At 69.6% G+C, this 14,738-nt stretch carries 12 protein-coding genes; 10 read left to right on the top strand and 2 right to left on the bottom strand.

Annotated elements, in window-relative coordinates; all coding sequences use genetic code 11:
• Positions 1-5 precede the first annotated feature (5 nt).
• The 7 genes from GS424_RS08805 to GS424_RS08775 all read left to right on the top strand — a co-directional run bounded on the left by GS424_RS08805 (position 6) and on the right by GS424_RS08775 (position 7,422).
• Positions 6-362: a 4Fe-4S binding protein gene (locus GS424_RS08805; protein WP_154331957.1), complete on the top strand. Its 357-nt coding sequence runs from the start codon at positions 6-8 to the stop codon at positions 360-362.
• A gap of 489 nt (positions 363-851) precedes the next feature.
• On the top strand, positions 852-1,505 hold the full coding sequence (locus GS424_RS08800; RefSeq protein WP_160941509.1) for a CDP-alcohol phosphatidyltransferase family protein: 654 nt from the start codon (positions 852-854) through the stop codon (positions 1,503-1,505).
• 3 nt (positions 1,506-1,508) lie between these two features.
• The gene (locus GS424_RS08795) at positions 1,509-3,812 is read left to right on the top strand and encodes a VanW family protein (RefSeq protein WP_160941510.1); all 2,304 of its coding nucleotides are present in this window, start codon (positions 1,509-1,511) and stop codon (positions 3,810-3,812) included.
• A gap of 15 nt (positions 3,813-3,827) precedes the next feature.
• Complete coding sequence (locus tag GS424_RS08790) at positions 3,828-5,138, top strand: phenylacetate--CoA ligase family protein (protein ID WP_160941853.1); 1,311 nt, start codon at positions 3,828-3,830, stop codon at positions 5,136-5,138.
• On the top strand, positions 5,135-5,563 hold the full coding sequence (locus tag GS424_RS08785) for an amino acid-binding protein (protein ID WP_154331954.1): 429 nt from the start codon (positions 5,135-5,137) through the stop codon (positions 5,561-5,563). Before GS424_RS08790 ends, GS424_RS08785 begins: the two co-directional genes overlap by 4 nt.
• The gene (locus tag GS424_RS08780) at positions 5,556-6,959 is read left to right on the top strand and encodes a D-alanyl-D-alanine carboxypeptidase family protein (protein WP_160941511.1); all 1,404 of its coding nucleotides are present in this window, start codon (positions 5,556-5,558) and stop codon (positions 6,957-6,959) included. The genes GS424_RS08785 and GS424_RS08780 overlap by 8 nt, the downstream gene beginning before the upstream one ends.
• Before the next feature lie 25 nt (positions 6,960-6,984).
• The gene (locus tag GS424_RS08775; RefSeq protein ID WP_154331952.1) at positions 6,985-7,422 is read left to right on the top strand and encodes an FHA domain-containing protein; all 438 of its coding nucleotides are present in this window, start codon (positions 6,985-6,987) and stop codon (positions 7,420-7,422) included.
• A gap of 78 nt (positions 7,423-7,500) precedes the next feature.
• Here the strand turns inward: GS424_RS08775 and GS424_RS08770 are convergent, their stop codons facing one another.
• Entirely contained in the window at positions 7,501-9,402 is a 1,902-nt protein-coding gene (locus GS424_RS08770; RefSeq protein ID WP_160941512.1) for an extracellular solute-binding protein, read from the bottom strand.
• On the bottom strand, positions 9,399-11,684 hold the full coding sequence (locus GS424_RS08765; RefSeq protein WP_160941513.1) for a bifunctional diguanylate cyclase/phosphodiesterase: 2,286 nt from the start codon (positions 11,682-11,684) through the stop codon (positions 9,399-9,401). The genes GS424_RS08770 and GS424_RS08765 overlap by 4 nt, the downstream gene beginning before the upstream one ends.
• Positions 11,685-11,919: 235 nt before the next feature.
• On the opposite strand from GS424_RS08765, the gene GS424_RS08760 reads away from it, so the two are divergent.
• Genes GS424_RS08760 through GS424_RS08750 form a run of 3 tightly spaced genes read left to right on the top strand, consistent with a single transcriptional unit; the run spans position 11,920 to position 14,729 of the window.
• Positions 11,920-13,683, top strand: a complete 1,764-nt coding sequence (locus tag GS424_RS08760) for a thiamine pyrophosphate-dependent enzyme (protein WP_160941514.1) — start codon at positions 11,920-11,922, stop codon at positions 13,681-13,683.
• On the top strand, positions 13,680-14,291 hold the full coding sequence (locus GS424_RS08755) for an indolepyruvate oxidoreductase subunit beta (protein ID WP_160941515.1): 612 nt from the start codon (positions 13,680-13,682) through the stop codon (positions 14,289-14,291). Before GS424_RS08760 ends, GS424_RS08755 begins: the two co-directional genes overlap by 4 nt.
• A 3-nt stretch (positions 14,292-14,294) precedes the next feature.
• Entirely contained in the window at positions 14,295-14,729 is a 435-nt protein-coding gene (locus GS424_RS08750) for an amino acid-binding protein (RefSeq protein ID WP_160941516.1), read from the top strand.
• Positions 14,730-14,738: the final 9 nt, after the last annotated feature.

Raw genomic sequence — 14,738 nt, 5'->3', positions numbered from 1 at the left:
GGACCATGGGAAGCTTCAAGCTGGGAAAGATGACCCTCGGGGGCCTGTTCAAGAAGCCCGAGACGCTTCTGTACCCCGTTCAGACGAAAACGCCTCCTCCGGGCCTCAAGGGCCATGTGGTGAACGACGTCGACCGCTGCATCCTGTGCGGCATCTGCCAGAAGCGCTGCCCCTGCGCCGCCATCACGGTGGACAAGCCGGCGCGCACCTGGACGATCGACCGCTTCCGCTGCGTGCAGTGCGGCAGCTGCGTGCGCGAGTGCCCGAAGGACTGCCTGACCATGGAGCCCACGTACACCCCGCCCGCGACGAGCAAGCACGTCGACGCCTTCGAGGTCCCGGAAACCAAGAAGACGGCCTAAGCGCCGCGCCGCAAAACGCACGATCCGGAGCCCCGCTCGTCCGAGCGGGGCTTCTTGCGTTGGGCCCGCGCCGGCGAAATCGCGGTTCGTGGCAGATTTTGCGAGAAATTCGTCACGATAGGCCTCGTCGAGCACGGTCGAGGCGCGGGGCGGATGTGCTACGGCCGCGTTTTGCCTGGTGGGGAACCTCCAGCGCGTCCGTTGCCGGAAAACGCCCCCGTGCAGGCGCCGCCCGATGACGAATTTCGGCCTTTTTCCGCCACGAACCGCGATTTCCCCGGTGCGCTCGTCGCTCCCGAAGAGCAGGTGGCGCTGCGGTAGCGAGCCGGCATGCTCCGGCGAATGGAAAAGCTGTTGAAGCGTGAAACAAGGGCGGGGGATGGGGGAAACCTGCTAGAATGGTGGACTATCGGATCACGTTCGACCGGGCCTGAGCGCTGGGCCCGGTTTTTGCGTCGAGGGACGCGTATGGAAGGGAAGGATGCCTGTATGGGACGTAAGGATGAGGGCTGCGCAGCCGACCAGGTGAGCGACCGCATCTTCACCGTGCCGAACGTCATATCGTTCGTTCGGCTATGCCTCGTGCCCATCTTTCTCGTGCTGCTGTTCAACGGCTACAACATCGTCGCCACGCTCCTGTACGCGCTGGCCGCGGGCACCGACTGGATCGACGGGCAGATCGCGCGCCGTACGAACACCGTGTCGCGCCTGGGCCAGCTGCTCGACCCGGCGGTCGACCGCATCCTCATGATCGCGGGCGTGTGCGGGCTGTTCCTCGTGGGGCGCCTGCCGCTGTGGATCATCCTCGTCGTGCTCGTGCGCGACCTGCTGCTGCTCGTGGGCGGCGCGGTGCTGCTCAAGCGCTTCCACGTGCGCGTGGCCGTCATCTTCCCGGGCAAGGTGGCCACGACGCTGCTGTTCGTGGGCTTCGCCGGCCTGCTGCTGAACTGGCCGCTCGTCCCGGGGCTCGGCCTCGTCGACGCGGCGTGGCTGCCGGGCCTGAACGCGCTGCCCTGCTCGTGGGGCATCTGGTTCGTGTACGCCGGCCTCGCGCTGGCGCTGGCCACCACGGCGTACTACATCGCCGCTGCGCTGCGGAACGTGCGCGCCGCCCGGGCCGTGCAGGCGGAAAGCGTCCGGTAGCCCATGGCCGACCGGACGCCGAGACGAACGGGCGCGGATCGCACCGGACGCCCTGACTCCGCCCGTCGCGCGCCGTCGACGCAGCGCGACTCGTACGGTCGCGCCTCCCAGCGCGGCTCGACCCCCGCGCGGCGGTCGAGCGCGCCCGCGTCCACCCGCCGCCCGAACGCGGGCAAGGCCGCGGCCCCGTCGCGCGCCTCCGCGCGGCGCCCGAGCGATTCCCGCTCCTACAACACCCCCGCCGTCTGGACGAAGGACGCCCCGCGCTCCGCGTCCGCGGGCGGGCGCGGCCCCGTGCTCCGCGTGCTCGGCACCGTCGGGAGCGCGCTGTTCGCGCTTCTCGCGCTCGTCGGCACGGGGCTGGCGGCGCTGCTGCGCGCGCTCGCGCGCCTCGTGGCGCGCAGCCGCGTCGCACTCGCCGTCGTCGTGGTGGCGGCGGTGGTGCTCGTCGGCGGCCTCGTGGACTTCGGCGTGAACGCGGGCAAGGCCTATCCCGGCGTGCGGGTGGGCGAGATCGACGCCGCCGGCAAGACGGCCGACGAGCTGGCCGCCCTCATCGAGGAGATCTACGGGTCCCGCCTGGCCCAGGGCGGCGTGACCGTCTACGCGAACGACGAGGCCGCCTCGCGCATCGCCGACGAGCTGGCCGCGGCCCAGGACGCCGCGCTGGCCGAGCAGCTGGCGGTGGAGGAGGCCCGCGCGAACAAACAGGCCTGGACGGCCGACGCCGCGTCGCTCGAGGCGCGCGTGCCCGCCGACGAGCTGGCCGCCGAGGCGCTCGCGGTGGGCCGCGAGGACGGCGGCGTCCTCGCGCGCCTCGGCGCGCTCGTTTCGGGCCGCGAGCTCGAGCCGCGCGCCGCCTACGCGGACGCCGCCGTCGAGGAGCTCGCCTCCGACATCGACGCCGCCATCGGCGACCCGCGCGTCGACTACGGCATCGCCGTGGAGGACGGCACGGCGGCGGTCACCGCGGGCCACGACGGCTCCATGGTGAACCGCGACGCGCTCAAGCGGACGCTCGACGGCATCTTCCTCGGGCAGGAGGACGGCCGCGGGTCGTTCGTCGCCCAGACGGAGTACGCGCCCCTGCGCGTGGACGAAGCGGCCGCCCAGGCCGCGTGCGACGCCGTGAACGCCGCCATCGCCGACGGCGCCCGCTTCACCTTCGACGGCGCCGCCTGGAGCGCCTCGGCCGCCGACATCGGCGCCTGGGTGGGCACGCGCGTCGAGGGCTCCTCGCTCGTGGCGTTCGTGGACGCGGCGGAGGCTAAGCCGGCGCTGCTGGCGCACGTGGCCGAGGTGAGCAAGGGCGACAAGCTGCGCGCGACCTTCGAGGTCGACGGCGACCAGGTGAGCGTGCGCACCGAGGGCACGGGCACCATCCCGCTCGTGGCCGAGGCCGTCTCGCAGCTCGACGCGGCGCTGTTCGGCGAGGACGGCAAGGCGCGCGCGGGGACGGGCGCGGGCGAGCCGGTCGACGTGGGCATCGGGTCGGGCCCGGCGCCCGAGACGATGTCGTTCGACGAGGCGATGGACCTCGGCGTGATCGGCACGATCGCCTCCTACACCACCGAGTACACCACCGGGCCCGGCACCGAGGCGCGCAACCACAACATCGCCCTCGTGTCGCAGTTCCTCAGCAACTCCGTGGTGGAGCCGGGCGGCAGCTGGTCGTTCAACGGGACGGCGGGGGACTGCAGCACCGAGGAGCGCGGCTTCCAGGGCGCCGGCGCCATCGTGGACGGCGAGTACGACGACGCCATCGGCGGCGGCATCTGCCAGGTGGCCACCACCATGTTCAACGCCGTGTACGACGCGGGCTTCCCCGTGCTCACGCGGCACAACCATTCGCTGTACATCGCCAGCTATCCCACGGGGCGCGACGCGGCGGTCAGCTGGCCCGATTTGGACCTCGTATGGGAAAACGATTCCGCCAGCGATGTTTTGGTGCGTCTTTCTTGTGTGGACGGGTCCGTAACCGCTACACTGTACGGAGTCGATCCCGGATACCTCGTGTCCACGACGACCGGCGATTGGGGCGAGGGCGAGAAGTACGCGACCAGGACGAAGGTCGACGAGACGCTCGCGCCGAACACGAGCTACGTCAAGACGCGCGGCACCGACGGGCGCACCATCACGGTCATCCGCACGGTGAAGGACGCCGACGGCGCCGTTTTGCACGAGGACGCGTTCGGCTCCGTGTACGATCCGGTGACGGAGGTCGTCGTCGAAGGGCCGAAATCCGTGAACGAAGACAAGGGCGACGCTGCGACGGAGGGCTCTTCATCCAACGTCACGAGCAATTGAGAGGTGATCTTCAAGGTGTACTACCAGCCAGACATCGAGACCATGCCCGCAGAGCAGCTGCGCGACCTGCAGCTCGCGCGCATGAAGAAAACCGTGAGCCACGCCTACGACAACGTGGCGTTCTACCAGCAGTCGTTCAAGGACGCCGGCGCTGAGCCGGGCGACCTCAAGACCCTCGAGGACCTCGCGAAGTTCCCGTTCGTCGTCAAGCAGGACATGCGCGACGCCTACCCGTTCGGGCTGTTCGCCGTGCCGCAGAAGGACGTCGCGCGCATCCACGCGTCCTCCGGCACGACGGGCCAGGCCACCGTGGTGGGCCACACCGCGAACGACCTCAAGAACTGGGGCGACTGCTTCGCGCGCGGCATCTACATGGTGAACGGCAACGCCGACTCCACCATCCAGGTGTCCTACGGCTACGGCCTGTTCACGGGCGGCCTGGGCGCGCACGCCGGCGGCGAGGCCGTGGGCTGCTCGGTGATCCCCACCTCCTCGGGCAACACGAAGCGCCAGATCCAGATGATGAAGGACCTGGGCACCGACATCCTCGCGTGCACGCCGTCCTACGCGCTGCTCATCGCCGACACGGCCATCGAGATGGGCTACGACCCGGCTGCCGAGTTCAAGATCTCGGCCGGCATCTTCGGCGCCGAGCCCGCCTCCGAGAGCATGCGCGACGACATCCGCAAGAAGCTCGGCATCCAGTACTGCGACGTGTACGGCCTGTCCGAGGTCATGGGGCCGGGCGTCGCCATGGAGTGCGCCGAGTCGAGGGGCCTGCACGTGGCCGAGGACCACTTCTACGCCGAGATCGTCGATCCCGACACGCTGCAGCCCGTGCCCGACGGCACCTACGGCGAGCTCGTGTTCACCACGCTCACCCGCGAGTGCTGTCCGCTCGTGCGCTACCGCACCCGCGACGTCACGCGCATCATCCCCGAGACGTGCGGCTGCGGGCGCACCCACCGCAAGATCGACCGCATCGTGGGCCGCACCGACGACATGCTCATCCTGCGCGGCGTGAACGTGTTCCCGTCCCAGATCGAGCAGGTCATCGTCAGCTTCCCCGAGATCGCGGCGCAGTACCAGATCATCCTCACCTCGAAGGGCCCGCTCGACCACGTCGAGCTCGACGTGGAAACCGTTCCCGAGTTCCCGTTCGACGAGATCCGCAAGCTCGAGGACCTCAAGCGCCGCCTGGCGTCCGAGCTCAAGAGCAACCTGCAGATCGCCGTGGACATCAAGATCGTGGAGCCGAAGACCATCGAGCGCAGCGAGGGCAAGGCGAAGCGCATCATCGACCTGAGAGAAGGGAAGAAGGCATGATTTCGCAGCTGACCGTTTTCCTCGAGAACGAGAAGGGCCGCCTCGCGGCCGCCTGCCGCGCCGTTTCCGATGCCGGCATCAACATGCACGCGCTCAACCTGGCCGACACCGCGGACTTCGGCGTGGCGCGCATGCTGACCGACACGCCCGAGGCCGCGGCCGAGGCGCTGCGCGGCCAGGGCTACCGCGCCACCGTCACGCCGGTGCTCGGCGTGCGCGTGCCCAACGTGCCGGGCGGCCTGGCCTCGCTCCTCGAGTTCATGGACGAGCAGGACGCGAACATCGAGTACGGGTACTGCTTCTCGGTGAACGCGGACACGGCCGTCGACGTGCTCAAGGTGGACGCCACGGACGACCTGGAGCAGAAGCTGACCGAAGCCGGTTTCGAACCGGTCCGACCGGAGGACATCTACCGCATTGACTAACATCTTCAAGCATCTCGCATCCGTCGAGCATGCGCGCCTTTTGGCGTGCATGCTCGCGTGCGCGCTCGCGTTCTCGGGCGCGGCGCTGCCGACGCTCGCCTTCGCCGACGTGCGCAAGGCCGACGTCGTCTACGGCCAGACCGTCGACGCGCGCGGCCTGGCCGTGGCGCAGTGTCCGAACATCGACGCCGAGTACGCCATCGTGATGGGCGCCGACGGCACCGTGTACTTCGAGCGCAACGCCCAGAGCCCCACGCAGATCGCGTCCATCACGAAGATCATGACCGGCGTGGTGGCCCTCGACGCCGTGGCCAGCGGCCTCGTGTCGCTCGATTCGCCCATCACCGTGTCCGCAGCGGCGGCCGCCGTGGGCGAGTCGTCGGCGGGCCTGCAGGAGGGCGACGTCATGGACCTCGACGCGGCGCTCAAGGCGCTGCTCGTGCCCTCGGGCAACGACGCCGCCGTGGCCATCGCCGAGACCATCGGGGCCCTCATGGAGCCGGGCGCGGCCGACCCCGAGGCCGTGTTCGTGGACGCCATGAACGCCAAGGCCCAGGAGCTGGGCTGCACCGATACGGTGTACGAGAACCCCCACGGCCTCGACTTCGACGCCTACGAGGGCAACCTGCACAGCACGGCCGCCGACGTGGCCAAGGTGGTGCAGTACGCCATGACCAACGACACGTTCCGCGCCGCCGTGGGCGGCGGCAGCACCACCATCCAGGTGACGCGCGCCGACGGCACGAAAGCCGACATCTACCTCGAGACCACCGACGGCTTCTTCGACATCTACGAGTACTCCGTCGGCGTGAAGACCGGCGTCACGCTGCTGGCGGGCCCGTCGTTCGCAGGCGCCGCCAACAAGGACGGCCGCGAGCTGTACGCCATCGTCATCAACTCGTCCTCCGAGGCCCAGCGCTTCCAGGACGCCGAGAACCTGTGCGAGTGGGTGTACGAGCACGAGATATCCTACCAGCTGGCGAACAGCCCCGAAACCACCACGATGAACGGCACCGAGGTGCCGGTGGTGGCCGAGGTGGCGCACGCCGGGTGGATCGACGCCACGGTGAAGGCGACGCTGCGCGATCCCGCCGCAGCCGTCACCATCTTCGACCTGAACGGAAACGTGAGCCAGTCGCTCGAGTTCGACGAGCTGACGGGCAACGTGAAGGAAGGCGACAAGGTGGGCACGATCACCTTCAAGCAGCGCAACGCCGTCATCGCCACGATGGACCTCGTGGCATGCGAGGACCTGGACGCGCCCGACTTCTTCGAGGGCGTCGGCGTGTGGTGGGACCGCCTGTTCCGCAGCTTCTCGGGCGGCCAGCAGGTGGCGCAGTCCGTCACCCTGAACGAGACGCCGCTCGTCATCGACAAAACCGCGTCCGCCGCCTAGCGCCGGAACGAAGAGAGGATACGCCATGAGCATGTGCCCCGTATGCAACAACCCCATCGATTCGCAGGCCGCGGCCTGCCCGCACTGCGGGTTCAAGCTGCTCGGGTCGACGCAGCGCTTCGAGCCCGTGTCGTTCGGCGACGACGCGCTGCCCGTCGCGGCCGCGCCCCAGGCGGCCGCCGCCCTCCACGTGGTGCGCGGCCCGCAGACCGGCGTCGCCTACCAGCTGGGCGACCAGGCGCTCACCATCGGCCGCAGCCCCCAGTGCGACGTGTTCCTCAACGACATGACCGTGTCGCGCGAGCACGCTGCGGTGGAGCCCTCCGACGGCGGCTACGTCATCCGCGACGCCAACTCGTTCAACGGCGTGTGGGTGAACAACGACAGCGTGGAGACGCGCCGCCTCGCCTCGGGCGACGTCATCCAGATCGGCGCCTTCTGCCTCGTCTACAAGGAGGAGTAGCCGCCGCGAGCCCGCATCGCGCGGCGTTCGGCATCCGACGTTCTACGACGGGCGGCCTGCGGGCCGCCCGTCGCGTTATCAGGGCTCGACGATCTTCAGGCGCCCGTCCTGCGCGGGCGAGATCGTGCCGGCGCCGCGCACCGCCTCCTCGAGGACGTCCTCGATGCTCCTGCCGGTCTCCTCGCACGACGAGACGGCCTCGTCCGGCACCGTCTCGTCCATGACGGCGACGGTGTACGCCCGCTCGGGATCCACGGCGCCGCCGTCGGCCAGCTCGATGGAGCGGATGCGCTGCCCGGGCTCGGCGGCGGGCGCGTACTCCATGCGCAGGCCCGAGAAGTAGTAGAACCACCCGCCCTGGTCGCTGTCCACCGTGATGGAGCGCTCGAGCGTCTCCAGCAGGTCGGCGCCCGTCATGAAAACCACCCAGAGCGTGCCCGTCTCGCCGTGCTTGAGGTCGGGGAGCACGCGCCCGACGTCCGTCTCGGTGATCGCGCCCTCGTAGAAGCGGGCGCTGATCCCCTTGCCGTTGTAGCGCCCGTCCTTGCCGTTGTCGAGGAAGAGCGCCACGTCGCTGCCGGCCGCCTCCCGCAGCGCGTCCGCCACGAACCCGCCGGTGTCCGTCAGCGAGAAGTCCTGCGCCGCCCGCCCGATGGCCGCGGGCTCCTCCGCGACCGGGGGAGCGGCGTTCTGCTCGTCCACCATGCGCGCGACGTCCTCGGCGTCCAGATCGCCCCGCACCATGCCCGCCAGCCCCTCGCGCAGGGCGCCCTGCGCGTTCTCGAGCGTGGGGAAAGTGCCGTAGCGGCTGTGCTGCAGCGCGGGCTGCAGGGCCTCGATCTCGGGCGTGTCGGGCGCGCCCATCCCGACGAGGCTCGAGTACATGGCCCCGGTGTCGGCCATGAGCGCCTCCTGGCCCTCGGGGGTGCTGATGTAGTCCATCAGCTTCATGACGAGGTCGTACTTCTCGGCGTTCCCCTCCTCGGCGAGGTGCTTGGAGAGGCCGATGTAGCACACCATGTACAGGCGCGCCCAGTCCCCGCCGTCGCCGGGGTTGAAGAAGGGCATGAGCGCGAACTCGTCCGAGCTGCCCCACAGGGTGGAGCCGAGGTGGGCCATCAGGGCCGAATCCTCGATCATGGCGCATTCGCGGCCGAAGAACATCGTCTCGCGGTCGGCGTAGGTGACGTCGAGGTCCCCCGGCTTGAGGATGCCTTCGTCGACGAGGTCCTGGAACGTGTCGAGCGCCGGGCCGAAATGGTCGCCGAAGCTGCCCTCGCCGTCGTCGTAGGAGCCGATCCACAGCTTGTCCAGCGGCTTGCTGTAGCAGTCGGCGAAGCCGAACCCGGTGAAGGCGGTGTCGAGCACCTCGGCGTTGCCGAGCCCCAGCTGCAGCGAGCGCATGCCGCTCGCCTCGATGGTGCGGCACAGGGCCTTGAACTCGTCGTAGCTCGTCGGGACCTCCCAGCCGCGCTCTTCGAACAGGGTCTTGTTGTACACGATGCCGCGCACCTGCGCGGGGCCCGGCAGGTAGTACAGCTTGCCGTCGCGGGAGAGGTCGTCCAGCATGGAGAGGTTGTAGCGGTCCGTGAACCCCATGCCCGCCAGATCGAGCAGCTCGTCCTCCCAGTACTGCTCGCCGATCTCGTAGGGCCAGGTCATGACCATGTCAGGAATGTCGTCGTGCGCGAGGCGCGCCTCGTACTCGGCCGTGCCCATGTCGCGGGTGTAGTTGCCCACCTGCACGATGTCGATATCGGGGAACCGCTCCTCCACGGCCCGCTCGAAGCCGTCGATGGTGAAGGCGTACTTCACGAGCACCGACACCCGCTGCCGCCCGTCCTCCGTCGCCTTCTGGGTCAGCACGTCCTCCTGCGCCCGCTCGCCGTCCGCCGCGCACGACGCCAGCGGCAGCGCGATCGCGCCCGCCAGCGCGGCGGACAGGAGGCAGCGCAGCCCGCGGCCCGCGCGCCCGCTCATGGCCGCACCTCCTTCCCGAACGCCAGGCGCTCGAAGTCGGCGACGGGCATCGGCTTGGCGAACACGTAGCCCTGCACGTAGTCGCAGCCGAACCGCTCGAGCATGTCCACCTGCTCCGGATGCTCCACGCCCTCGGCGACCGTCTCCATGGACAGCGACTTCGCCAAGCCGACGATGCTCTCCACGACCGACGCCATGCGCCGCCCGTCGCCGCCCTCCTCGTCCCGGAAGAATATCTTGTCGAGCTTCATGGTGTCCACGGGAAGCGCCTGGATCATGTTGAGCGAGGAGTAGCCGCTGCCGAAATCGTCCACCGAGCAGCAGAACCCGGCCGCGTGGATCGCGTCGATGATGCTGACGAAGCGCTGGGAGTCCTCCATGACGACGCTCTCGGTCAGCTCGATCTCCACCAGCCCGCGCGGTATGCCGTAGCGCTCGGCGCGGACGCAGTAGGCGTCGAGGAAGTTCGGGTTGTGCAGGTGCACGCGCGAGCAGTTCACCGACACCTTCAGGGGCTCGAGCCCCGCGTCGATCCATGCGCGCAGGCGGCGGCAGACGACCTCGAACACCCAGAGGTCCAGCTGCACGATGAAGCCGTTCCTCTCGAACAGCGGGATGAACTCGTCGGGGTAGATCATGCCCTCCGGCGCGTTCGCCCACCTCGTGAGCGCCTCGGCGCCGCCGACCGCGCGCTCGGGCAGGCGGTACTTCGGCTGCAGGTACACCTCGAACTCGCCGGATTCCAGCGCGGCTTCCATCCGGTCCTCCAGCTCCTTGTCGCGCAGGAGCCGGCGCCTCACCTCGTCGTCGTAGATGGCGTAGCGCACCCGCCCGTTGATCGCGTTGCGGTTCTCGCGCAGGGCGAGCTTCGCCCGGTCGATCATCGTGGAGAACGGCAGGCCCGCATCGTCGATGACGAACACGCCGAACTCGACCACGGGCAGCATCCAGACCGGGTGCTCCACGGCGGCGAACGCCTCGGCGGAGGCGTACCACGTGGCGATGCGCTCGCGCAGCGCGTCCTCGCCCCCGTAGTCGACGAGGAGGACGAAGTTGTCGGCCGACTGCCGCCCGATGGCCTCGCCGGAGCGCAGGTCCTTCGAGATGACGCTATGGAGCATGCGCAGCATGTCGTCGCACTCCGCTTCGCCGTACTGCTCGTTGAGCACCTTGAACTTCTCGATGTTGGAGAACAGGAGCGCCTGGCGGGGCGCCGACGGCGAGGAGAGGGACGCGTTCGCCAGCTCGAAGAACCGCTCGACGGTGCTGCCGCCCGTGACGTCGTCGACGTAGGCGATGTGCTCGAGGCGGCGCTTGTTGCGCGACGTGGTGAACAGCACGAAGGCGATGAGCCCGGCCGACGCCAGCGTGACGAGGCCGCACAGCATGATCGTCGTTTCCAGCAGCATGTCCGAGCGGGCGTTCACGGCGCTCGAGGGCACGAACGTGAGCAGGTACCAGCTCTGCGGGTCCACCGGCGTGTACACGGCGTAGTACCGCGTGCCGTTCGCGGAGAAGGCCACCTGGCCGGCCTGGTCGTCCTGCATGGCGCTCTTCATGGCGTCGATGCTGCCGCCCTCTTCGATGGTCGCGTCGGAGATGGTCGTGAGCACGTTGTAGCCCGTGTCGATGCCCGCCGAGTTGGACGGCCGCACCACCACGGTGCCGTCCTTGTCGATGATGCACGAGGACGCCTCGCCGTCGAACGAGTCCATGGCGAGCGTCTGGTCGAAGGAGGCGGGGTCGAAGCTCGCGGCGACGGCGGCCATGCGCTCGCCCGCGAGGAGGAGCCCGTCGAGCGGCACCGACAGCAGGATGCGCTCGTTGCCGTCGACCATCTGCGTGTTCGAGACGCTGGCCCGCCGCTCGACGATGGCGGTGGTGAACGTGTCGTCGTTGTTGAGCGCGATGGGGTCGCCGGAGGAGTTGTAGGCCTTGCCGTCCTCGTTGATGAAGATCAGGTCCTCGAAGCTCCAGTACCGCCTTTGGCTCGCCGCTATGGCCGCCACGCTGTCGTAGGTGCCCGTGTCGGACTTCTCGACCAGGGCCGCGACGGTGTAGAGGTTCGCGTAGTTGTCGGAGATGATGCGGTCGACGTTGTCGCCGACGCGCTGCGCGATCTCGTGCAGGTAGCCGCTGCTCTCGTCGCGGATCGTGTTCTGCAGCTGATGGTAGTACTGGAAGCACGCGATGCCTATGATCACGCACGCCGCCGCGAACGCCGCAAGGGCAAGTCCGAACGAGTTCGCCGCTATGGAGGTACGCCTACGCTCGTTTCGCATCCGATTCCTTTGAACCGTATCAGGACGACGCCTGCCCTTGGAAACACCTGCGTTCATAATAGTACAAAAGCACCGGTTTACCTATCGTCGGTTTCATCAACCTCCGTTCGGGCCCGGCGCGCCGACGGGGACGCGGGATGCACCCGTTCGACCCGGTTTCGATCGTTTGACCGGGGCGGGCGGCGCGCGTTGCCGTATAATCCCAACGTGGGTCATTACACGGAAGGGTTCGCTCATGGAATTGATGTCAGGCAACGAGGCAATAGCCCAGGGGGCATGGGAGGCGGGCGCGCGTATCGGCGTGGCCTATCCCGGCACGCCGTCGACGGAGACGCTCGAGGCGTTCGCGAAGAAGGACGGCGTGTACGCCGAATGGTGCGTCAACGAGAAGGTGGCCGTGGAGGTGGGCATCGGGGCGTCGGCCGCCGGCGCGCGCGTGCTGACCACGATGAAGCACGTCGGCGTGAACGTGGCCGCCGACCCGCTGTTCACCGCCGCGTACGCGGGCGTCGGGGGAGGCCTCGTGGTGCTCGCCGCCGACGACCCGGGCATGTACTCGTCGCAGAACGAGCAGGACTCCCACTGGTACGCCCGCGCGGCGCACATCCCCATGCTCGATCCCGCCGATTCGGCCGAGGCGCTGCGCTTCACGCGCGAGGCGTACGAGCTGTCCGAGCGCTTCGACGTGCCGGTGTTCATCCGCTCCACGGTGCGCGTGTCGCACACGAAGACGCCGGTCGAGCCGGGCGCGCGCGCCGAGACGGCCCTCAAGCCCTACGAGAGCGACCCCGCGAAGTGGGTCATGATGCCCGCGTTCGCCAAGCCGCGCCGCAAGGTGCAGCTCGAGCGCATCGACGCGCTGCGCGCCTGGGCCGAGGAGTGCCCGTACAACGAGGTGCTGCGCCGCGGGAGCGCGGCGGGCGTGGTGTGCTCCGGCGCCGTCTACCAGCACGTGAGGGAGGCGCTGCCCGAGGCGTCGGTGTTCAAGCTGGGCCTCACCTGGCCGCTGCCCGAGCGCGCGCTGCGCGACTTCGCCGACGGCGTGGAGGCGCTCTACGTGGTGGAGGAGGCCTCCGAGTACCTCGCCGAGAGCGTGCGCGCGCTGGGCATCGAGGTATCGGCGTTCGCCCGGCCGCTGCCGCGCGACGGCGAGCTGACGCCCGGCCTCATCCGCACCGCGTTCGGCTACGACGAGCCCGCGCACGAGCCGCTGCCCGCCGGCCTTCCCGGCCGCCCGCCCGCGCTGTGCGCCGGGTGCCCGCACCGCCTCGTGTTCAAGGAGCTGTCGCGCATGAAGGCCGTCGTCACGGGCGACATCGGCTGCTACACGCTCGGCGCGCTGCCGCCGCTGTCGGCCATGGACACCACCATCGACATGGGCGCCTCGGTGTCGATGTCGCACGGCTTCGAGCTGGCCTGGGCCGGCACCGACCACCGTCCCGTCGTGGGCGTCATCGGCGACTCGACGTTCGCGCACTCGGGCCTGTCGGCGCTGATCTCCACCGTGTACAACCAGGGCGGCGGCACCATCTGCGTGCTCGACAACCGCACGACGGCCATGACGGGCCGCCAGGGCAACCCCTTCAACGGCGAGACGCTGCAGAAGCGCCTCTCGCGCGAGCTCGACCTCGAGGGCGTCGTGCGCGCCATCGGCGTCGAAGACGTGCGCACCGTCGATCCGAACGACGCGAAAGCCGTGCGTCGCGCGCTCAAGGAGGCCGTGGCCACGGACGAGCTGTCCGTGCTCGTGTTCCGCAGCCCGTGCGTGCTCATCGACCGGCATCGGGAGCCCGCGTACGCGGTGGGCGAGGCCTGCACGGCCTGCGGCGTGTGCTCGACGCTGGGCTGCCCGGCCATCGCGAAGGACCCGGCGAACGGCCACGCGCTCATCGACGCCGCCCAGTGCATCGGGTGCGGCCAGTGCGCGCAGTACTGCGCCTGGAAGGCCATCGCGCAACCCGAACCCGCTATCTCGGCAAACGAAGGGAGCCTGGCATGATGACCTCGAACGATACCGTCACCGTCCTTTTGTGCGGCGTGGGCGGCCAGGGCACCATCCTGGCGGCCGACCTCCTGGCGCACGCGGCGCTCGAGTCGGGCTACGACGCGAAGGTGTCCGAGATCCACGGCATGTCGCAGCGCGGCGGCGCGGTGACCACCGTCGTGCGCTTCGGGCGCGAGGGCGTGCTGTCCATGGTGTCCGACGAGGGCTGCGCCGACTGCGTCGTCTCGTTCGAGACGACCGAGGCGCTGCGCAACCTCCCCAACGTGCGCGAGGGGGGCTACCTCCTCGTGGCCGACGAGTCCATCCAGCCGCTGCCCGTGCTCATCGGGCGCGCGTCCATGCCCGAGCATGCGCACGAGACGCTCGCCGCAGCGGGCGCCACGCTCATCCCGGCGAGCGACATCGCCGTGGGCGTGGGCGCGCCGAAGTCGGTGAACGTGGTGCTGCTGGGCGCGCTTGCCACGCGCCTCGACTTCACGGAGGAAGCGTGGGAGCGGGTCGTCGCGCGTCGCGTGCCGCCCAAGACCGTCGACGCCAACCTGGCCGCGTTCCGCGCGGGCCTCGCGTTCGCGCGCGCCGCCGCCGACGGGGAAGGGGAGTAGGGCATGAGCGTGCAGCAGATCAGCGTGTTCTTGGAAAGCCGCCCCGGGCATTTGCGCCGCGTGCTCGACGCGTTCGAGGAGGCGCACGTCAGCGTGCGCGGCTACAGCGCCTCGGACACGGGCGACTACGGCATCGTGCGCTTCATCGTGGACGCGCCCGGCAAGGCGCTCGCCGTGCTGCGGGACATGGGCGCGGCGGCCACGCAGAGCGACGTGCTGTGCGCGCGCCTCGACGACGAGCCGGGCGAGCTCGCCCGCGTCATGGGCGTCATGGCCGACTGCGGCATCAACGTGACGTACAGCTACTCGCTCATCTCCACCTACATCGCGCTGTCCGTGAAGGACCTCGCGCGCGCCGAGGAGCTGCTGGCGGGCGAGCCCGTCGAGCTCATCGGGCAGGACGACCTCGCGCGCCCCTTCGCGGCAGAGGGCCGGTGAGCGCCGTGG

Origin of the sequence: Eggerthella guodeyinii (assembly GCF_009834925.2) — a bacterium.
GTDB classification, from domain to species: Bacteria; Actinomycetota; Coriobacteriia; order Coriobacteriales; family Eggerthellaceae; genus Eggerthella; species Eggerthella guodeyinii.
Note: the sequence above shows the minus strand (reverse complement) of the source record. Positions and strands in the feature narration are given on the sequence as shown.